The organism is Alkalibaculum bacchi, assembly GCF_003317055.1.
Lineage (GTDB): Bacteria > Bacillota > Clostridia > Eubacteriales > Alkalibacteraceae > Alkalibaculum > Alkalibaculum bacchi.
This window is the reverse complement of the sequence record NZ_QNRX01000005.1, coordinates 1-21,120: the sequence shown is the minus strand read 5'-3', so window position 1 is coordinate 21,120 and position 21,120 is coordinate 1. Positions and strand designations below refer to the sequence as shown.

The window sequence follows — 21,120 nt, the reverse complement described above, 5'->3', positions numbered from 1 at the left end:
AAATAATGAGAGAACTAGAATTGCTTTTAGAAAATTTTTGGATTTATAAAGAAGAAGATAAGGAATTATATTATGCCATTAAAGATAGCATCGCTAAGTTTAAGATTTTTTTAAATGAAAAATTAGGTTATCACGTCATTGTAAATCCTAGTGTAATTAAATTAGAAAAGATACCAGGTAGAGCAGAAAGCTTCATGGGAATAGAAGACTTTGTCGATTCTATGGAATACGCTTTTTTATGTCTACTCTTAATGTTTTTAGAGGACAAGACAAAAGAAGAGCAATTTGTACTGTCTGAAATCACAGAGTACATAAAAGGCAATTTTATGGGAGAAGAAGAGGTAGATTGGACTTTATATCGCCATAGGAAACATTTGATTAAAGTGCTAAAGTTTGCGCAGGAAGCTCATATGATTCAGGTAGACGATGGTGACGAACAAGTTTTTGCAAGGAGCATGGATGCAGAAGTATTATATGAAAGCACTGGATTATCAAGGTATTTTGTCCGCAGCTTTGGCACAAATATTTTAGAATATAGATCTTATAAAGATTTTGAGCAAGAAGAATGGGCTAATTTGGACAAGGATAGAGGGTTTATGAGACGTCATAGAGTTTATAGAAGGCTCCTTATGGCCCCTATTATGTACAATGAAGGAAATGAAGATGCAGATTACGATTATGTAAAAAAACAGAGGGGTATGATTGAAAGTGACCTAGAAAAGTATTTAGGCTACAATTTACACGTCCATCGAAATGGAGCATTAATCGTACTTGACCCAGAAAAAAACATAAAAGACACCTTTCCTAGCACAAAAGCAATTAGTGATGTAGTGCTGCTTTTTAACGCATTGATTGTAAATAAAATAAAAAATCATGAGATTTCCGTAAACAAGAGTGGAACCATTATTTTGTCAAAAGGAAATTTTGAGGAACTTATAAACGAGTTAAAAAGTAAAACAGATCATGGATGGAGTAAGGAATATCGCGAGATGAATTTCTCTATCTTAGCGGAAAGAATATTAGAATATATGGAAGAGTTTCAAATGGTTTCTATTATTGAAATGGGAAAAACAGTAGAAATCATGCCACTGGTTGGAAAGGTTATTGGCACATATCCAAAAGATTATTTAGAAAACTTAGAGGAGAGGAATTAAATTGAATGACAATCGATGGATGATGAATAGAGCAGGTCTTATAAACTTCTGGTATTATGATGAAGAAGAATTCAATTTTTCGGATGGCAGATTACTCCTTAGAGGTTCTAATGGATCAGGAAAGTCCGTAACGATGCAAAGTTTTATTCCATTGTTATTAGATGCAAACAAGAGCCCTGAAAGATTAGATCCCTTTGGTTCAAAAGCTCGAAAGATGGAAAATTATCTTCTTGGTGAGGAAGGCGAAGGAAAAGACGAATCCTTAGCTTATTTGTACATGGAATTTAAGAAAAAACAGACGGACAAGACCTTGACGATCGGTATAGGATTTAAGGCAGTGAGGGGAAAGCCTTTGAGGTCTTGGGGTTTTGTTATAAATGATGGAAGGAGAATAGGAAAGGACTTCTTTCTTTACAAGGACATTGGTGAGAAGATTCCACTTACCATAAAAGAACTCCAGAATAGGATAGGTGAAGGTGGAAAGGTCACAGATGGACAGAAAGAGTACATGAAAATGGTCAATGATTTGCTATTTGGATTTTCTGAATTAGATGAATATGAAGAACTCATAAAACTTTTAGTCCAGCTTAGAAGTCCTAAACTATCAAAAGACTTTAGACCCACAGTAATCTATGAAATAATGGAAAATTCCTTACAACCTCTATCAGAAGACGATTTGCGACCTATGTCTGAAGCCATCGAAAATATGGACAATATAAAGAGTCGGTTAGAAGAGTTAAAAAGTAGCAAAAAGTCTGGAGAAAAAATAAAGAATGCGTATGATAAGTACAATAAATTTCTCTTATTAGAAAAAACAAAAACGTTTATCGATGAAAATAAAAAGCTGAGTCATTTTTACAAGGATAAATCTATATTAGCAAAAGAAAAGACAAGAGCCCAAGAGTCTTACCAATCATTAAATCGAGATATCGAACGCTTGTCTATTCAATTAGAAACAGTAAAGGAAAAAAAGAAAGAGTTAGATCAACACGATAGCCTACAAATTAAAGAAAAAATTCTCCAAACTCAAGACGAGATAGACAGATTAAATGAACAAATAAAAGATAAAAACAAACAACTAGATCGAAAAAAGGAAGCACAGCGAAAAAATCATTATGAGGAAGAACAATATGTAGAAAAAAAAGAGAAATTGCATGAAGAAATAGAAGAACATTTAGAAGAACTAGAAAGTCTCTCCATAGATTTTGCCTTTGATGAGCATTGTTTTTTACAAGATGAAATAGAAAAGAAATTAGAAGAAAAGTACGATTTTGCTTATATAAAAGGTGAGACAAGAAAGATTACAGACAAAATTGAAGATGGTATCAAGGCTCTCGAAGATCAGAAGCGAAAAAACAAAGATCATGATGAAGTTTTAGCAGAGTTGGAAGAAACCAAAAATAAACGAGATGAATTCTTTCGATTGTTAGAGCAGTGTAGAGGGCTACTATTAGAGACGAAAGAAGAATATTTAGAAAAAATCTATTATTGGAAAGATCAAAACCGTATTTTAAATATTTCAGATAATGCGATTAATGATATTGCTAGGGGAATCAATAATTTCGACGTAGGCAGTGATATAAATGAGGTTTTAGAAAGAATTCGCCAGGAGTACCATAGTATTCAAAGTGAAATAAACGTCAAGACCTACGAAATCAAGGGAGAAATGCAAAAGTGGATAAAAGCTGCTGAGGAGAAGAAACAAGAGATTCACACTTGGGAGGAACAGAAAGATCCAGAGCCTTTACGAGATGAAAAGGTGATTTTGTTTCGGAAAAGATTAGAAGAGCAAGGAATTCCACATATACCACTATATAAGGCCATTGACTTTAAAGAAGGGGTTTCTGAAGAACAAAAAGGGATTATAGAAGAAGCATTGTTAGAAATGGGCCTATTAGATGCTTTAGTACTTCCATCTAAATACAAAAACCAACTATCTCAATTGAATATAGAAGGTGCCGATAAATTTATCGTTTCTGAACCAAAGCTAATGACGTATAATTTAGACCAATTTTTAAAAGTAGATAAATTGGAACTAGATGGCATCTCTAAAGAAGATGTAAGTAGTGCACTCTTCAGTATTTTAATTGATTCAGGAAATGAAACGTATATCGATGAGAAGGGATTTTATGGCTTAGGAATTTTAGAAGGAAAAGTGTCAAAGTCATATATTCCTAGATATATTGGCACTGCAGCTAGAAGAGCCTATAGGGATAAAAAGATTGGCGAATTAAAAGAAGAATTAGAATCACTTGAAGGCATTATTCAAGAGTATATGGAAAAGCTAGACCTTTTAATTAAAGATTATGATCTTCTCGAGTCTGAATTTCATGGAGTACCAAGTCATATAGATTTAATGACTGCAGTAGAAGAAGTGAAAACTGCAGAATTTAGCTATAAAATGTCTATTGAAGAAGTAAAGATAAAAACAGATAAAGAAAAGGAAAAATATGAAGCCCTAAAAACAGCACGAGAAAGGGTATATGAAAAGACGCATAAACTTCAGTTAAAGCCTAATTTAGAAATCTTTCAAGAAGCTTTTGTCAAATCAAAAGTGTATCGAGATGAGCTGTACGAATTGGAAAAAACCCACAATTCCTTTATTCATTCTCTAGGCTTAATTAGCGTAACACTTGAACAGAAAGATCAAATAGAGGCAGACTTAGATGATTTGCTATATGATATTAACAATCTATCCAATAAAACAGAGAGAGCTTCTATGGTTCTCAATAATTTAAAGGAACAATTAACTTACACAAATTACGAAGAAATCAAAGAAGAAATTAATAGGTGTTTGCAATTATTAGACGAAATTCCAAAAAAACAATTAAAAAAGACAGATGAGCGTGCTAATGAAAAGGCTAACTACAGTAGCGCAACAGAAAAATTAAAAGAGCTAGAGGAGAAAAGCCATACACATGAAAAGATAAATAAATACTGTGAAGACGTTTTTATGGAAGAGTATGGTTTGAAGTATGTCATAACGTTTGAAGGAGAAGAAGCACCAATATCCTTGGCAAAAAAGGTTCTTCAAGAGATATCTCAAGAAGAGAAAGATAATCGAGAGAGAGGGTATTATACAAATGCATTGATAGAAAAATTTCATGAAAATGCCTCTTATCTTAGAGATTATTCCGTAAGTCTAGACTACATTTTCGAACCTTATCAAGAAGATGGTTTTTTGAACGGAGTTATACAAAGACAGAGACGCAATATTACGGCTAAAGTTCGTGGAAAAAAGGTAGATTTTTATGAATTAATAGAATTTATGAACGATAGTATTGAAGAAAATGAAAACCTCCTTAGAGAAAGCGATCGGCAATTGTTTGAGGATATTTTAGTAAAAAATATCAGCAAAAAAATAAAATCGAGGATTTTTCACAGTGAAAAATGGGTAGGTCGAATGAACACTCTCATGAAGTCTATGAATACCTCTAGTGGACTGTCTTTCAGCTTGCAGTGGACTAGCAAGAAAGCAGAGACAGAAGAACAGCTTGATACAAAAGAATTGGTCCAATTGCTAAAGCAAGATGCTAATTTGATGCGGGTAGAGGATTTAGATAAGCTTTCAGAACACTTTAGGTCTAAAATTGCCTTGGCCAGAAGAGCTACAGAGGACAATGGTCAAAATATCACTTTTCACAGCATTATGAGAGAAATTTTGGATTATCGTAAGTGGTTTGAGTTTAAACTTTATTTTGTAAAGACGGGTCAGATGAAAAAAGAGCTCACCAATAATGCTTTCTATCAATTTAGTGGTGGTGAAAAGGCAATGGCCATGTATGTACCTTTGTTTTCTGCTGTAAACGCCCGTTACGAAGGTGGACGAAAAGATTGTCCTAGAATCATATCTTTAGATGAGGCCTTTGCTGGAGTAGATGAACAAAATATTCGAGATATGTTTCGATTGTTAAATGAATTAGATTTAGGTTATATTATGAATTCACAAATACTATGGGGAGATTACGATACGGTTCCCTCTCTTTCTATTAGCGAGTTAATTCGCCCAGATAATGCAAATTTTGTAACGGTCCTTCGCTACCATTGGGATGGAAAAGTGAAAGAATTGGTAGTTTAATGGAAAATGGTTTATCGAAAGCTTGTGCAGATTATTTTAAGAATACACCAGGTTTGAGACGCTCTTTAGAGAAAATAAAAGAAAAATATGAATCTTTAGGTCATTTAGGAGGAAGTATTCAATTATTTCATTTGAAGGAAGACGAAAAAGAAGCCCTTTCTGGTTACTTTCAAAAGGACTACTATAAAAAATCTGCACAGATATCAGTTATGTCTTTTGCAAAGGTTTTAAACAACACAAGGTTTGAAGGCGTTGACTTTATTGATGTTTTAGAATGTTATTTTGGAGAGAAACTGCAATCTAAAAAAGAACTTCATCTTCAATACGAAGAGGCTAAAAAAAGTTACTTTGATAAAGTATTAAAGCCCTTTGAAGGAACACTGGCAAATAAATGGTTGAAAGATGCTCTTGAAAATAAAGACAATGCTTATCGCATTATCAGTCAAAAATACGATGAAAATCCATCTCTGTTGGAAAAATATCTACAATACGCATGTGAAGGCTTAAATCAATTGCCTTTAGATGATACTAAGATTCGATTAGCTTTATACGCTTCGCGCATTACTAAGGATCCTCATACTTTTGATCGAAACAAAATATGCGGTAAACTCCTCCTTTATGCCATTGCTTATAAATTCAATTGTACTTATCCTGAAAACGCTGAAGAACAAAGTGAATTGCTGTATAAATCAGGACTGCTCATTGATGAACTATCTAATTTTACTATGTGCAGTGGAATAAGCGCATGGAAAACAGAAGAAATTCATAAAGGGTGGGAGGGCTTTATGCAATCAGGAGAGCCTTTGCAAATATCTTTATTGAATCTTAGTAATATTGAAGAAGTAAAATGTAGAGACAAAAAGGTATATGTATTCGAAAATCCTACAGTATTTAGTGAAGTCCTCTATCAAACAAGAAAAATAAGCCCATCTACGATCTGCACCTATGGACAGCTACGACTGGCATCCTTGGTTTTGCTAGATAAAATTGTCCAAGATGACGTTAAGGTGTATTACTCAGGTGATTTTGATCCAGAGGGCATTATGATTGCAGACAAATTAAAACAACGATACGGAGAGTCTCTGATTTTATGGAGATACGGTATAGAGGAGTACAACGAAATACAGTCAAAGGTAAAATTGACAGAGCAGAGGCTAAAAAAGCTAGATAATATAAAAAGTCCAGAGTTACAAGTTATTGCTAATGAAATTAAGAAAAGGCGTTATGGTGCCTATCAAGAACTATTACTTGAATATTATATTTCGGATATTTTAGAGGGGATATAAGAACCTGAGTTGTATGATTTATTCTAGGTATATTTTTTAATACCACTAATATTATCAATATATTTAATAGTGAACAAAGTACAGAATTTAAGCGTAGAGGGGAGTGTAGAAGTTAGTTTATCGGCAACGATATCTGCTTCGAATACTTCCTCTAACTGTGTTTCAATTCCCGTCACTTCATCACCATACTCAAAAATATCTTGTACTAATTGCATATTTGAGATTGCCCAAGTCTTATTTAAATTTGATACCTTTAAATCATATATACCTGAAAGTGATACTTCTTCTGTTTTACCAAATGGGGTTAGAATTTCTACTTTATCTCCTACATTAAGACCAATTTCCGTTGTAAAATCTTTTCCAAGGATAATTTCTTTGTTCGCTGGAAGAGCTCCTTCGAAAAGTTCGTATTTTAATTTATAAATTCCATCTGCTTGATTAATTTCAAATCCCCGCATAAGAATAGGGTATGTGCTATCATCTACTTTAATAAATCCAGAAGCATCCGCCGCAGGGGAGATTTCAGTGATATTCTTATCTGTCTCTTTTATTGTATTTATAATAGAATCATAATCAGAGATTCGCTTGTTATTATCGTCTGAAAGTACTGTAACGTGTGAAGAGCTTCCTATAGTTGTGTCTACAAGACTATTTTGAAGTCCGGCAATTAAGGAGCCAATAAATACTTGAACGGATATCCCTATAGCGATTCCTAGTGCAATTAAGGCGGTTTGCCCTTTGCTTGAGGATAAGAATCTCCATGCTATATTAAATGCTAGTCTCATGTTGGTTCCTCCTAAATAATTCAATGTCTTTCAATGTTAGAACTAATCCATCAGCGTTAAAGTCTTTCTCATTTTTATTGGCATGAATAAATGCACTGCCGCTAAGTAGAATCTTAACACTACTTCCTGTTTTTTCTTTGAGTTCTTTCACAATCCTTTTGAGCGAAACCAAATTTAAGGCGTTAGTAATACTTATAGCAATGATGTCTGGGTGTAAGGTATCAATGGCAGAGTAGAGCGTTTCTTTTGGTGTGTTACATCCTATGTAGAATACTTCATAATCCATAATGACAAAAAAATCTGCTCCCATACGAGCGCCAATCTCGTGATACTCCTCTTCAGGACATACAATGATTACCCTTTGTGTTTTATACTCACCTTTATGAATTTGCTTTTCCTTTAACACATATGGGTAAGCACATTCTATTATGGTCCTCACGATATTTGTCATGAGATGTTCTTTCCAGATTTCACTGGCTTCCTCAGCCCTTGTCATTGATATACTATTTAGGGAGGGAGTAAGGATTTTTTCGTAAAGCTCTTGAACTGTGATTTTTTTTCGGATAAAAGACTCATTGAATATTCTATAGTGCAATCTTTATCATAGGTTCCTAGATATTGTTGAAATTGATTAAGATAAACTTTAATATTATCATCCATTTATTAGAACCTCCTTGTTTGTTGAATAATATGTTGCGTTGTATATATATCCTTATGATATAATTTTTAAACAAAATAATTTGAACATAATTTTAGAAGATTATAGAAGAACCTAATTTAATAAAGGAGCATGATAGGTCCTATCTCATTACAATTACCTTTTTAGAGGAAGAGATTAATAATATTAGAAAGAAATACATTAACTATGAAGGCGTTGAAAACAAAGGGGTTTCATGTGGATTGAAGTAATACTTTAAAGTGGGAGCAAAAGTGATGTTAATGTTTGCGTCCCTCGTGATGTTCCCTTAGGCTTACTGTTTGGTACATTGCTTTTTAATGCATAAGTTCGTGCAACAGTAAAAAATGTTCTTGAGGGGGAGATAATTGAAGAAAGAGCAAAGCCTTCATATCGTTGGCTTTGCTCTTTCTGTAATAGATAGAGTCATCAAATGACAAATTAACTGCCATACACGAAAATACAGAAAAAGAGAGCTGTTCTGTAATGCTATAAAACCTTAATAAAAATCAACTAGACAATAATGCAATAACAGTTTTGGTTACTTGGTTTTTAAAAATATTGAAGTCTAAACCATCGTGTGAAAATGTAGATTTCTCCTGTCTAAGAGCATCGATTAAAATACAGCAAGTGTAAACTTTTTCAAATAAATCATCTTGCTCTATACCATTTTTGTTCAATAGCGCTGTGATTTTTAAAAAATATTCATTTTCAAAATTGGAAAAGTGACGATTGATATCAATATCTTCTGATATCATCATTCTTAGTTGAGCCAGAGCGTGACTGGTATCGGCATATAAGTCAATATAATAACAGATCCAATTTTCGACAAAACTAGGCAGTGAAAGAGGCTGTTGGAAACTCAATTTTTCCAGTAAATGTCCTGAAATATTTTCAAGGTAATCGTGAAAAGCAGCAATATATATTTGTTTCTTATCTTTAAAGTAACTATATAATGAGCCTATTGAGATACCAGCACTTTTGGCAATCTCAATTGTATTGGTTTTGTAATACCCCTTTTCGCAAAAAAGGGCAAACCCGGCATCTAGTATTTTTTTCTTTTTTTCAATAGAACGCTTTTGAACGGGTTCTCTTACATCATTCATAGTATCACCTCATTTTTATTATACTTTGAATTTTAAATCAGGTCAATAGAATGTGAATATTTATTCGTATTTTGTTGACAGCTATTAATGAAGTTGTTATAATAATAATGCGAATAATTATTCGCATATAAGGGGGAAGAATAATGGGTTTTTTAACACTGGCAAAACAGCGCTGCACAACACGCGGCTTTACTGGAGCACAGATTCCAAAAGGTGACTTAAATAAGATTCTATCGGCTGGACGTGTCGCCCCTACAGCTTGTAATAAACAACCACAAAGGATTATTGTTGTTCAGAGTGAAGAAAATATTTTAAAAATCAAAAAAGCATATCAAACCTTTGGTTCTAAGTGTATTTTTATCGTATGTCGAGATCGACGAAATGAATTAGTACGGCCATATGACAATAAATGCTCAGGTGATTTAGATATAGGTATTGTCTGTGACCATATGATGCTAGCGGCAAGAGAATTAAATATAGGAAGCGTAATGGTTGGTTTGTTTGATCCAGCCATTATCAGCAATGAATTTAATTTACCAGATTACATCGAAGCATCAGCTCTACTCCTGATTGGGTATCCTGACAAAGGCTTTTTAAGTCCAGAGCGTCATATTACAGAGCGCAAGGAAATAGACGAAACGGTAATGTATGAGAAATATATAGAATAAGATAAAGTTCCTTATGAAGTAGATTAAAAATTTAATATTCCTTATTAAGTGGAATATGTATGATAATATAATAGATTAATTAGAGTAAGGTTCTAATATAGAAAATGTAAAACTATAATGAGAGACATTGTATGCGATCTGAAAAAGAAATGTTGGATTTAATCATAGCCGTTGCCAATAACGATATTCGTATTCGTGCGGTGTATTTAGAAGGTTCACGTGCAAATCCAAATGTGTCCAAAAATATATTTCAAGATAATGATATAGTATTTGTTGTTACTGAAACAAGGTCATTTAGGGAGAACAAAGACTGGATTAATAGCATAAAGGATAAATTTAAATCTTTGTTATCAATTTTTATTAAGTTTACCTTTTTTTGGAGATTATGGTACAGCACTTCATTATAGATTGCTTTTTCCTTAAAATTCTTTGAGAAAATTTCTTGTTATGTAAGTATTCTAAATATTTACGGCAAAATTTACTTCATTCCGCAAATGCCTACCTTCACATTAGACAGAATAAACATTTGCTCCCTTGAGAATTCTTCCTTATTTCCCTCATAAATCCTTGACCTTGCTCCTTCGTTCTTAACCCTTATTTATCATAAAATACTTTTGCGTTCCTATTCAAACCACTCAACATCACCACTTGTTAATAAATATTTAGCACCTACAACTTTTATTTTACCTGCGTCTACCCCCTCTTTTACTATATTACTTTCCTCTAAAAGTTGGTCTACAGATAGTTCAACATTTATATCTATTGCTTTTTCTATTAATTCTTTTCCCTTTAACTCGGTTTTTTTAGCCTTTGCAACTGCAGGCTCTATATTATCTAAGAATGCGTCTATATTCTCAGTTGTATGTGTTTCAGCAGGTTTTTCGGCTTTTGCTACTGCTGTTGTTACTGCCCCACAACTCTCATGCCCTAATATTACTACTAATGGACTTCCTAAATGGTCTACTGCATATTCTATACTCCCTATTTCTGCTTCATCTAATATATTACCTGCCACCCTTATAACAAATAAATCTCCTAAACCTTGATCGAGCAAATGCTCTGGTACTACCCTTGAGTCTGAACATGTTACCACTACTGCAAAAGGTTTTTGTCCCTCAGTTAATTCACTTCGTCTAGTGTGGCTTAAGTCATAGTTCGCTAATTCATTATTTACAAATCTTTTATTTCCTTCTTTTAATAACTTGATTGCGTCTTCTGCTGAACTTACTGTAGGATTTTCATAAACCTCTACGTTTTGATCAATTACAGGTTCATTTACTCCTATTATTTTCTGAGGTGTACACCCCGTAAATACTGCTGTTAACAATGCAGCTATTAATAGTGTTGATAGTGTGTTCGTATTATTCACATTATTTCTCCTTTCTATTTTGCTTTTGGATTCCATTTATTACTATTTTATCATATTAATCCCATTAGTATACAACAATATCTTAAGAAAAGTCCTAAAATTTTTTTGATAAGACCATTGACCTTTTTTATCCAGAAACGAACTTAAAACATAATATTCATGATAAAATACAATAAAGAAGAAATGATTGCTTAATTTTTGTTTGCTCAAAGACATTTAAGTAAATACTACCTTCATAGATTAAATAAGAGGTGTTTTATGACTGACATATTAAACAAAGCTAAATCAATAGAAGAATACATTATAAATTTTAGAAGAGATTTACATGAACATCCTGAACTTAGTGGACAAGAATTTAAAACTCAGGAAAAAATCATTAAAGAGTTGGATAAACTTGCAATACCATATAAGAAAGCTGGAAACACATCTATAATTGCTACATTAAAAGGTGGGAAAAACGGAAAAACGATAGCTTTAAGAGCAGACTTTGATGCACTTCCTGTAAAAGAAGAAACGGATGTTGAATTTAAATCGAAAACACTTGGGATAATGCATGCCTGTGGACACGATGCTCATGCAGCTATGCTTCTTGGTGCAGCAAAAATTTTATCTGAAATGAAGAATGAAATACCTGGTGAAGTTCGATTCTTCTTTCAGGAAGGTGAAGAGACTTTCTCAGGCGCTAAAAAAATAATAGAAGCAGGCGGAATGGATGGAGTTGATGCTTGTTTTGGTATGCATGGAATGCCAGAATTAGAGACTGGATATGTAAATATTGAAGCTGGGTATAGAATGGCAGGCTGTGACACTATTTATGTTAAATTTGAAGGAGTATCAGGACATGGCTCTGTACCTCATAAGGCAAAAGATACTATTCATCCCGCATGTATTTTTGTTACAGATTTACAGGGAATAGTTACTAAGAATATTGATGCACAAGATCCAATAGTCCTTTCTGTTGGGAAGTTCGTTGGTGGCACAAAAGCAAACATAGTAGCTAAATATACAGAGGTTGATATTTCTATGAGATACTTCAATCTAACTGTTAGGGAAATAGCTCATGAAGCAATAAAAAGACATGCAAAAGCAATAGCAGATGCCTATGAGCTTAAGGTAGATGTAAGAATAGAAGAGAGTGCTCTCAGCCTTTGCAATGATGAACAATTAGCAGTTATAGCTGACAAGTCTTCAACAAAAGTCTTAGGAGAAGGTAAAAATATAAATTTACCTAGATATATGGGATCAGAGGATATGCCTTACTATTTCCAACATGCTAAAGGAGTTTATGCATTTATGGGATATAGAAACGAAGAAAAAGAATCTATTTACTTTCCACACCATGAGAAATTCAAGATTGATGAAGATTATTTAAAATATGGCACAGCACTACATGCGCAGTTTACTCTTGATTTTTTAAATAATTAAATCATAATTGCTTGTAAATTTGAAGAAAAATAACAATAACTCTTTCCTAGTTTAAACAATTATTTTGATTCCTATCAGAAAGAAGCTATTGTTTTTGTAAAAAAATAATAACAATAACATGACAACTATTATAGGCATATAGGGACGGTAACTTTTTATTCCATTTTTTAGGAGAAATAAGTTACCATATCGATATCTTTGTTAATAATCGATAAATTGCTGTTATATCATACATTGACTCATCATTATTAATTGTGCGCCAAGTGCATTCAGACCCTACCTGATGTTCGTCCCTCGTGATGTTTTGATATGATCTTTAGAATTTAATTAACATAAATGCTAGTAATATTTAAAGTAATAAATATCAATACATTTGAAAGGTTGAGATATATCCTATGATTAAACAAGATTATATAATGCGCATGGTAGATGATTTGATAAGGTTGCTTGCAAAACTTTTCTTTAATAAAGATACAATTTCCTATGAACTACCAAGTGAAGAAAATTATACCCAAACTGATTATTTATATAAACAATTGCTCAATTTAATAGGGAAAGGAAAAATCAATGAAGCCGAGAATTTGCTATTTCAAAATATAGATTCTAATGACAAAAGGTATATGGAGCTAGCCTTGGATTTTTATGCAAAATTAAATAATTTAGATGATGAGTTATTAGAAAAATCTAATTTTCCTAGGGAAGAAATTGAGCAAGGGGTAAAAGAGATTGCTAAAGTGTTTGGTTTATCATTATTTTAAGAATAAAGATATTAGTAGGAAAATGTCATATTAATATACGGATTTGGAAATACGGAGCGGCAGCGTTCCCTGCATGACGCAATTTTTATATATTGCGTAACAGTAGGACATTGCGTCGTGCAAACGGGTCAGACCAAAGGTGCGCCCCTACCTATCGGTATCTAGGTTGTAGGGGAGGTCTTTGACCTTCCGTCATGAACTCATGATTTAAGCATGAACGCCATTTTATAAACAGGATGTGCAAAATGTGCATCTAAAGAGATATCTTTATATATTTAACGTCCCAATTGTGTCTTTTAGAAATCTTGATGAAGTAATCAATTCGGTAATATCTGATAATATAAAACAGCATAATTCCTTATTGAAAAAGTGGAATAGATAACACTAATATATTTGTACAAGAGGTGAAATGATGCTTGAAGTTGTATTTAGCGATAGTGAGAAAGGTTTTATGAAAGCAGCAAAAAATTATAATGATAAAAATATAATTGGTGAAGCTGTCAGCTATGCTGGGGAAAAACCAACTAAGGTGGAATTAGAGAAACATTTTGAAGGCCAAGCAGTTGGAGGAAATTCTAGAGATGTGGTTAATATAGGCTTTTCACTTGATGTTGGAGATATTTCAGGTTCGATTGATGGAGTTGAGCGCCAAAATGTTTTTCTCAAATTGTGGGGGAGATTTGATTTTGATAATAAGGAAAAAGAGCAGTTTTTCCTAAATCAACGTAAAGATATGGAATATCTTCTATCAACTGCAAAAAATGGTATACCCATACGAATATGGAAAAGCAATACTCCTTATTCTACTTGTGGATTATATTTTGTTTGCAATATATTGAGAAATATTGACTGCAATATAAGTGTTGTTTCTTTACCTAAATATAAGCAAATATCTGAGGATCAAATAGCAGAGTATAGTCACTGGGGGGAAGTTGAGGGAGGTAAAATTTATCAATTCCTACCTCTTGAGAAACAATTATCACAGATAGAAAAGAGAATTGCTAGTGACTACTGGCATGACTTGATGGTAGAAAGTGCACCATTACGAGCAGTTATAAACGGAAAGCTAATTTCTGTACCAGAAAATTTTTATGATTTCATTATCACAAAGAATCTTCCAGATAATGATATTATTATGGCACGACTTATCGGTAAGCTCTTAGGAGAATACAGTCTAGGCATTAGCGATAGTTGGTATGCTTTGCGTATTGATAAGATGATTGAGGATAATAAACTAATTGTTGTTGAAAATAAGGAACCATCACATCCCTATGGAAAAGTTTTAAGAAAAGCATATATTTAAAGCGTTTAATAACATTAAGGATAAATTATATTTACAAAAGTGCCAACAAAGAATAAGGGAGACAAAGCTGTTTGTCTCAACTCTTGTGCTGTGCTGGCACTTCTTCTATTTCTGTTAAAAGATAGCTCATTTCCCTATTTTAGTAACTCGTCATAGGTTGTTTGTAAAGCATCTTTTATTCCTCTTAGTTGTGATGCGTAGATGTGCTGTATTCCCCTCTCAAATTTCTATGCACCAAAACAAAGGGAAGTCCATAGCTAACTGCCTTGCAGACTGTGTAGATTATGCATTAAATCCTTACAAAATATAGTCACGACATGATAAACTTAATGTATAAAATTAACTGTGAAGGCTTTGAAGACAAAGGGATTTTACGTGAATTGAGGTAATACTTTAAAGTGGGAGCGGTAGGGGAGGTCTTTGACTTCCCGTAACGAACATTATTTATAAATTGAGCCACAGTAGAATGTCGCGTATTAAATTAACCTTGGTAATCAGAATTATACTTTGTTAAAATGTAGATATAACGCATATGCGTGGAGGGGTTTGTATTGGTGATTAAAAAATTCAGTGAGCCAAGTGAGGAAATCATAAAGGAAATAAGGAAAGTTGAGCTGATATGTAAAGAGCATGATAAGTTAAATGGAAGTATATTTCTTGACACATCCATAAATTTTAATTCTGAAATAAAGAGCTTATTTTTACTTTATGATAGTAACATATTAGTGAGTCTTGTATCTATGTTTATTCCAACCAGAGATGAAGCAGAAATATCAGCCTATACTTTACCTAAATATAGGCGAAAAGGATATTTTAAAAAGCTGCTCCATGAGGCTATAAAAGAAATAACCAAATATAATATATTAGATTTAGTATTTGTTTGTGAACCGCAATCAAATGATGGAAACGAAGTAATAGAAAAACTAAAGGCAGAATTTGATTTTACAGAGTATTTCTTAAGATATAATGATTCAGTAGATGATATGGAAGTTCGCCCAACTCCTGAAATAAAGTTAAAGGAAGCAGAAAAAGAAGATTTGGAATCACTTATAAATTTGAGTCAGGAAATATTCAATGACAATTATGAAGATGCAAAAAGTATGATAATTAAATCTTTTGAATCAGAGAATAGAATACAATATATAGGTATGATAGATAAAAAACATATTGGAATGGGTTCTGCAAGCCTTGGAAATGATGAAGCCTCTATATTTGGGTTTGGAGTATCACCACAATATCAAGGAAAAGGTTTTGGACGAGCTATGTTAAAGCGAATACTAACAGATTTAAAAAATAGAGGTAGAGAAAATATAACAATCGAAGTCGATAGCACAAATAAAAATGCATTTAACTTATATAAAAAGTGTGGATTTAAAGTAGAAACATCATTTGACTATTATAGAAAACGTCCGGACTTCCTATTTCAATCGTAGGTGGAAAGCGTGCTGCAGATTAGGTACAAAAGAAAGGAATCAAATTAAAACATTTTACGAGGAACAAAAAATTTTAGGAGCAATATATTTTTAATCTTTTCTGATGAGATTTATTAGTTTATCTATATAAATCGTAAATAGTTTACTGGAGGTATTAAATTGGTACGTATTGATAATGAACTTTGTATAGGATGTGGTCTATGTGTCGCGGACTGCTTTCCAAAGAATATTATTATTGAAGATAAAAAGGCCAAGGCTATTTTTAACTGTATGGAATGCGGGCATTGTGTTGCTGTATGTCCTCAGAATGCGGTTTCTATAGAAGGGTACGAAATGCGAGAGGTAGAAGAGTCTACTTTAGAGTCGGCAGCCTTAGATCCTGATGTATTACTTAAGGCCATTAAGGGAAGAAGATCTATACGACGATTTATTCAAAAGCCCATTGAAGATAAGAAGCTGATGAATATTATCGAGGCGGGAAGATATACTCCTACTGGTAGCAATTTACAAGGTACCTCTTATGTGGTTGTACGAGATAATTTGCCCCAATTAACGAAGATGGCACTGGAGAGTTTAAACAAAGAGGCACAAGAAATACTAATAAATACTGAAATTTCTAGGATATATAAAGTGCACGCTCGTCGGTGGATTACTATGTGTGATCACTATAGTCAAGATGGTCGTGATGATTTGTTTTTTCATGCATCTGCAGTTGTATGTGTCGTCAGTGATTCTGCTATTAATGCAGGGCTAGTTGCTTCAAATATGGAACTTATGGCATTTGCCCAAGGGCTTGGAATGTTTTATAGCGGCTTTTTCGTAAGAGCTGCAAATCAAAACAAAGAGATAAAACAGTTCTTAGATATTGAGGATGAAAAAGAAGTACAAGCTTGTCTTGTATTGGGTTATCCCGATGTAAAATACTACCGAACGGTTCCTAGAAAACAAGCCAAGGTTGTTTTGAAATAAGATAATGAGCTCTCGCAAATAAAAGGAAATTTTACTTTCCTATTAAATAAGTATAGATGGGGATATAATTATGATATTATAAAAATATTGATAGACTAAAATTCTCGTTCAAATATATATTTGAAAATAGAAAATAGGTGAAATATTAATGACAATTGAAGATGTTATAAGTAATTTTAATACTACTCCATTTTTGTTCTTAGGTTCTGGAATGACTCGAAGATATTTGAATTTGCCAGATTGGAAAGGTTTGTTGGAGCATTTTGCTAGAGTTATTGAGGATGATAATTTTATTTATAGTTCATATGAGAACAAAGCAAAGGTTTTACAATGTAAGGCGGGTATTATGCCTAAAATAGCAGAATTAATTCAAAGAGACTTCGATGAAAAATGGTTTAGAGATGCTTCTATAAGAAATGTTAATGAAGAGGCATTAGAACAGATAAAAAATAATGGTTTATCTCCATTTAAGGCAGAACTAGCAGCATACATAAAACGTAACACAATAGTTGAACCCCACTATCAAGAAGAAATAAACAAACTCGTCCATATTTCTGAAAAGAGTATAGCAGGAGTAATAACAACCAATTATGATACTTTTTTAGAAGATAATTTTCAGGGGTTTACAAAATATGTTGGTCAGAATCAGCTGATTTTCTCTGCAATTCAGGGCATTGCAGAAATTTATAAAATACATGGTTCAGTTGAAAATCCAGAGAGTATTATAATTAATGAATCTGATTATGTGAAGTTTGGAGAAAAAAGTGCCTATCTAGCTGCAAAATTGATGACTATTTTTATGGAATATCCAATTATTTTTATGGGTTATTCTATAAGTGATATAAATGTGCAAAATATCATTAAGTCTATTGTAAATTGCTTGGATGAAAAACAGATTAAACTGCTAGAAGATAGATTTGTGTTCGTGGAATATAATAGAGATATGGTGGGCGTTCAGGTCAGTCCATATATTATCATGGTGGACAACAAACCGTTAGGCATGAAGAAAGTAATGCTTGGAGATTTTATGTCTCTTTATTCTGCTATGGAAAATAAAAAGGCAAAGCTTTCAGTAAAAATACTGCGCCGCTTTAAGAAGGAGCTGTATGATTACACGATTACCAATATGCCAACATCAAACTTAAGGGTAGCAGCTCTTGATGATATTAGAGTATCAGATGACGAACTGGTACTTGCAATAGGGAAAGTCTCTGATTTGGGACTTAAAGGGCTCAGTGGAATTGATAGCAATGAATGGTACCGAAATATTGTAATAGGTGATTTGGATTTCTCGGCAGATGAACTATTAGAGTATGCATATCCAAAGGTATTGAGACAAAATTCAGGTAGGCTTCCAGTTAATAAATATTTGTACGAAGCAACAAAAGAGTTTCCAGAATGTAAAGAGCTGGCAATTAAACAGAATTTTGATGCTATTATTTCTAAAACAATCAAAAAAAATAGGAATTGTTTGGGAGAGTACAGCTCAGTAAAACAAATATGGAACCAAGAGAAAGACTCATTAGAAAGAGCCACAAGGTTGATATCTCATCTAGGAAAAGAACAAATTAATGTTGTTGAACTTGAAGATGTACTAAGGAACTTGTTTGAGGAGGATGTAAATATATTACAGAATGTAGATTCACAAGCAAGAACACATATAAGAAGGCTAATTATGATATATGATTATTTAAAATGGGGAAAGTGAAAGAGTTTCCTGCCTCAAGCATTTGTAAACAAACACCGTACAGAAAACCCTTTTCGATTTTAACGCACCTATCAGATTTAGCACCTATAAATAGACACCTTTCTGTTCAGCACAATATTAGCTTATGTTTTTGTTAGCCTAATTATACTAGATAAATAGTGATTTGTAAATAGAAAACATTGAATTTGACTACTTGTTTTAAAATTTTAGGATATTGATTATTGTAAGATTGTTATTGTGATATTATGAATTTTAGCATTGATAGAGACAGATTATTTTAATCTAACATTTGTATTTGTCAATCCAAATTTAGGTCACTTATGTTTCAAAATATGCATCTATAAGAATCACGAGGGACATAGAATTTTGGGTCATAAAAGGCTGACTTTAATCTTGTGACTTGAAAAGTCCCGTCCCTCATAAACTCCCCCGTCCCTCATAAACTCCCCGTCCCTCATAAACTCCCAGTTTGCAAAATACAGCAGCCTATGTAATCTATAAGGGGATTGAAGAAATATCGAAAAGTGGAGAGCATTAGAAGTAGTCGACTAAACTGTGCACAGATTGTCGGATGGGTAAGCGTATCCTTTGATAATATTAATGATGAAAGGAGGTTGTTTAATGGATTCTTTAAGAAGTTTGAATAACGCATTGGCATACATTGAAGAGCACTTAACAGAGGAAATTGATTATAGTAAAATAACTAAAATTGCTTACTGTTCAGAGTATCATTTTAAGCGGATGTTTTCTTTTTTATCAGGTATAAGTTTATCAGAGTATATCAGAAGAAGAAAATTAACATTAGCTGCACTTGATTTGAAAGATAAGAGTTTCAGAATAATCGACATTGCTGTTAAATATGGCTATAGTTCGGCTGATTCATTTACTCGTGCTTTTCATTCTGTGCATGGTATTCTTCCTTCAGAGGCAAGAAGTGAGCTCACACAGATAAAAGCTTATCCTAAAATGACCTTTCAATTATCAATCAAAGGAGGGTGCGAAATGAATTATCGCATTGTTGAGAAAGAACCATTTAAGTTAGTAGGTTTTAAGAAGAGAGTTCCAATTATTTTTGAAGGTGTCAACCCTGAAATTGCAAAAATGACTGAATTATTAACCCCCGAGATTATCAAGCATTTAAAATCACTTTCAAATCTAGAACCAACAGGAATCATTAGTGCTTCTACTAATTTTTCAGAAGGAAGAATGGAAGAAAAGGGAGAATTAGATCATTATATCGGTGTAGCAACATCAAGTGATGAAACAGCAGAATTTGATGTACTGAAAATGGATGCTTGTACCTGGGCAGTATTCGAATCAATTGGGCCATTTCCAGAAACACTTCAAAATATATGGGGTAGAATATATTCAGAGTGGTTTCCATCTTCAGGTTATGAGGCAGCCCAAGGCCCTGAAATTTTGTGGAATGAGAGCCCAGATACTAAAAATCCGAAATATAGAAGTGAAATCTGGATTCCTGTGAAGAAAAAAGTATTATGAAAAATTTTTTACAAAAGTGCCAACAAAGAACAAGGGAGGCAAAGCTATTTGTCTCCCTTGTGCTGTGCTGGCACTTCTGATATTTCTATTAAAAGATAGCCGATCTCCCTATTTTAGCAACTCGTCGTAGGTTGTTTGTAAAGCATCTTTTATTCCTTTTAGTTGTGATGCGTAGATATGCTGTATTCCTCTCTCAATTTTCACCAAAGATTCACGAGTAATAGAAACACCTTGCAAATGCAAAAGTCTCACAAGCTCAGTCTGACCGATATTCTTAGCAATTCTAATTTCTCGTATGTTTTTTCCTATGGAAATGTGTGAATCTGATTTTATTTTCTGCTCGGCCATATAAAACCTCTCAAATATTTAGGACTGATTTTAGTCCTTTTTCTCTTTATTTTACTGGGACTTGTTGCTATAATGGGACTAGTATTAGTCCGATTTTAAAAAATAATATACATATAGGAGGAAGTTCAGATGAGTATGAATAAGGTTTATCGAGAAGTTGCAAGAAAGTATGGCATTACAGTGGAAGAGGTAGAACGTGAAATGCAATCGGTGATTAATGAAACATATAATAACACAAACCATAATGATGTGACAAGGGCATATCAAGACAGAGTACCACGCAAGGGGGAAGTTCCTACGGTAGTAGAATTTATCAGCTACATAGCGACTAAAGCAAAAAATAAATAAGGTTTGGAGCAGTAGGGGAGGTCTTTAACCTCCCGTCATGTTAATGATCTCGACCCTCGTGATGTTGCCGAAAGATGAAATTGTTGTAAGGTTTGGCTTTTGGATGAAAATTGAATATTGCATTTCAAATGGACCATCGATGCTAACTTTTGAGCCACCTGATGCATTAAAATAGACCATCAAATGCATACTGATAGACCATTTTA

At 33.2% G+C, this 21,120-nt stretch carries 21 protein-coding genes; 14 read left to right on the top strand and 7 right to left on the bottom strand.

What is annotated here, in order from left to right; all coding sequences use genetic code 11:
- Nucleotides 1-5: 5 nt before the first annotated feature.
- The 3 genes from DES36_RS04720 to DES36_RS04710 are packed head-to-tail and all read left to right on the top strand — an operon-like array spanning nt 6 to nt 6,518.
- Nucleotides 6-1,154, top strand: coding sequence for a TIGR02678 family protein (locus tag DES36_RS04720; RefSeq protein WP_113920074.1), 1,149 nt, complete (start codon nt 6-8; stop codon nt 1,152-1,154).
- Nucleotide 1,155: 1 nt separating this feature from the next.
- Complete coding sequence (locus DES36_RS04715; protein WP_113920073.1) at nt 1,156-5,232, top strand: TIGR02680 family protein; 4,077 nt, start codon at nt 1,156-1,158, stop codon at nt 5,230-5,232.
- On the top strand, nt 5,232-6,518 hold the full coding sequence (locus DES36_RS04710; RefSeq protein WP_113920072.1) for a TIGR02679 domain-containing protein: 1,287 nt from the start codon (nt 5,232-5,234) through the stop codon (nt 6,516-6,518). Before DES36_RS04715 ends, DES36_RS04710 begins: the two co-directional genes overlap by 1 nt.
- Before the next feature lie 23 nt (nt 6,519-6,541).
- On the opposite strand, the gene DES36_RS04705 is transcribed toward DES36_RS04710, so the two are convergent.
- From DES36_RS04705 to DES36_RS04695, 4 genes are all read right to left on the bottom strand, one after another.
- Nucleotides 6,542-7,303 carry an ABC transporter permease gene (locus DES36_RS04705; protein ID WP_113920071.1) on the bottom strand — a complete coding sequence of 254 codons (762 nt, stop codon included), beginning with the start codon at nt 7,301-7,303 and terminating at the stop codon, nt 6,542-6,544.
- The gene (locus DES36_RS04700; protein WP_113920070.1) at nt 7,287-7,799 is read right to left on the bottom strand and encodes a cobalamin B12-binding domain-containing protein; all 513 of its coding nucleotides are present in this window, start codon (nt 7,797-7,799) and stop codon (nt 7,287-7,289) included. The genes DES36_RS04705 and DES36_RS04700 overlap by 17 nt, the downstream gene beginning before the upstream one ends.
- Before the next feature lie 11 nt (nt 7,800-7,810).
- Nucleotides 7,811-7,963, bottom strand: coding sequence for a hypothetical protein (locus DES36_RS14750; RefSeq protein ID WP_170128176.1), 153 nt, complete (start codon nt 7,961-7,963; stop codon nt 7,811-7,813).
- A gap of 525 nt (nt 7,964-8,488) precedes the next feature.
- Nucleotides 8,489-9,085 carry a TetR/AcrR family transcriptional regulator gene (locus tag DES36_RS04695; RefSeq protein WP_113920069.1) on the bottom strand — a complete coding sequence of 199 codons (597 nt, stop codon included), beginning with the start codon at nt 9,083-9,085 and terminating at the stop codon, nt 8,489-8,491.
- Between the two features lie 143 nt (nt 9,086-9,228).
- Here DES36_RS04695 and DES36_RS04690 point away from each other — a divergent pair, with 143 nt between their 5' ends.
- A complete protein-coding gene (locus tag DES36_RS04690) occupies nt 9,229-9,753 on the top strand; it encodes a nitroreductase family protein (RefSeq protein ID WP_113920068.1) in 525 nt (174 codons plus the stop codon).
- A gap of 131 nt (nt 9,754-9,884) precedes the next feature.
- The gene (locus DES36_RS04685) at nt 9,885-10,160 is read left to right on the top strand and encodes an aminoglycoside 6-adenylyltransferase (RefSeq protein WP_242981698.1); all 276 of its coding nucleotides are present in this window, start codon (nt 9,885-9,887) and stop codon (nt 10,158-10,160) included.
- Nucleotides 10,161-10,375: 215 nt separating this feature from the next.
- Here the strand turns inward: DES36_RS04685 and DES36_RS04680 are convergent, their stop codons facing one another.
- The gene (locus DES36_RS04680) at nt 10,376-11,122 is read right to left on the bottom strand and encodes a carbonic anhydrase (RefSeq protein WP_242981697.1); all 747 of its coding nucleotides are present in this window, start codon (nt 11,120-11,122) and stop codon (nt 10,376-10,378) included.
- Nucleotides 11,123-11,320: 198 nt separating this feature from the next.
- Here DES36_RS04680 and DES36_RS04675 point away from each other — a divergent pair, with 198 nt between their 5' ends.
- From DES36_RS04675 to DES36_RS04640, 8 genes are all read left to right on the top strand, one after another.
- A complete protein-coding gene (locus DES36_RS04675; protein ID WP_242981696.1) occupies nt 11,321-12,547 on the top strand; it encodes an amidohydrolase in 1,227 nt (408 codons plus the stop codon).
- Between the two features lie 395 nt (nt 12,548-12,942).
- Nucleotides 12,943-13,305, top strand: a complete 363-nt coding sequence (locus tag DES36_RS04670) for a DUF6483 family protein (protein ID WP_113920065.1) — start codon at nt 12,943-12,945, stop codon at nt 13,303-13,305.
- Nucleotides 13,306-13,756: 451 nt separating this feature from the next.
- Nucleotides 13,757-14,608, top strand: coding sequence for a DUF3658 domain-containing protein (locus tag DES36_RS04665; RefSeq protein WP_170128175.1), 852 nt, complete (start codon nt 13,757-13,759; stop codon nt 14,606-14,608).
- 554 nt (nt 14,609-15,162) lie between these two features.
- Nucleotides 15,163-16,041 carry a GNAT family N-acetyltransferase gene (locus DES36_RS04655; protein WP_242981705.1) on the top strand — a complete coding sequence of 293 codons (879 nt, stop codon included), beginning with the start codon at nt 15,163-15,165 and terminating at the stop codon, nt 16,039-16,041.
- A gap of 159 nt (nt 16,042-16,200) precedes the next feature.
- Nucleotides 16,201-17,010: a nitroreductase family protein gene (locus DES36_RS04650; RefSeq protein ID WP_113920062.1), complete on the top strand. Its 810-nt coding sequence runs from the start codon at nt 16,201-16,203 to the stop codon at nt 17,008-17,010.
- A 148-nt stretch (nt 17,011-17,158) separates the two neighbouring features.
- Nucleotides 17,159-18,718, top strand: coding sequence for an SIR2 family protein (locus DES36_RS04645; RefSeq protein ID WP_113920061.1), 1,560 nt, complete (start codon nt 17,159-17,161; stop codon nt 18,716-18,718).
- Between the two features lie 506 nt (nt 18,719-19,224).
- A complete protein-coding gene (locus tag DES36_RS14745; RefSeq protein WP_170128174.1) occupies nt 19,225-19,365 on the top strand; it encodes a hypothetical protein in 141 nt (46 codons plus the stop codon).
- Nucleotides 19,340-20,218 carry an AraC family transcriptional regulator gene (locus tag DES36_RS04640; RefSeq protein WP_113920060.1) on the top strand — a complete coding sequence of 293 codons (879 nt, stop codon included), beginning with the start codon at nt 19,340-19,342 and terminating at the stop codon, nt 20,216-20,218. The genes DES36_RS14745 and DES36_RS04640 overlap by 26 nt, the downstream gene beginning before the upstream one ends.
- A gap of 108 nt (nt 20,219-20,326) precedes the next feature.
- Here the strand turns inward: DES36_RS04640 and DES36_RS04635 are convergent, their stop codons facing one another.
- On the bottom strand, nt 20,327-20,566 hold the full coding sequence (locus tag DES36_RS04635; RefSeq protein ID WP_113920059.1) for a helix-turn-helix domain-containing protein: 240 nt from the start codon (nt 20,564-20,566) through the stop codon (nt 20,327-20,329).
- A 129-nt stretch (nt 20,567-20,695) separates the two neighbouring features.
- Between DES36_RS04635 and DES36_RS04630 the strand changes: the two genes are divergently transcribed.
- Entirely contained in the window at nt 20,696-20,914 is a 219-nt protein-coding gene (locus DES36_RS04630) for a sporulation initiation factor Spo0A C-terminal domain-containing protein (RefSeq protein WP_113920058.1), read from the top strand.
- A 24-nt stretch (nt 20,915-20,938) separates the two neighbouring features.
- Here DES36_RS04630 and DES36_RS15020 read toward each other — a convergent pair.
- Nucleotides 20,939-21,120, bottom strand: a 182-nt coding sequence (locus tag DES36_RS15020) for a hypothetical protein (RefSeq protein ID WP_207657427.1), incomplete at its 5' end; no start/stop codon positions are given.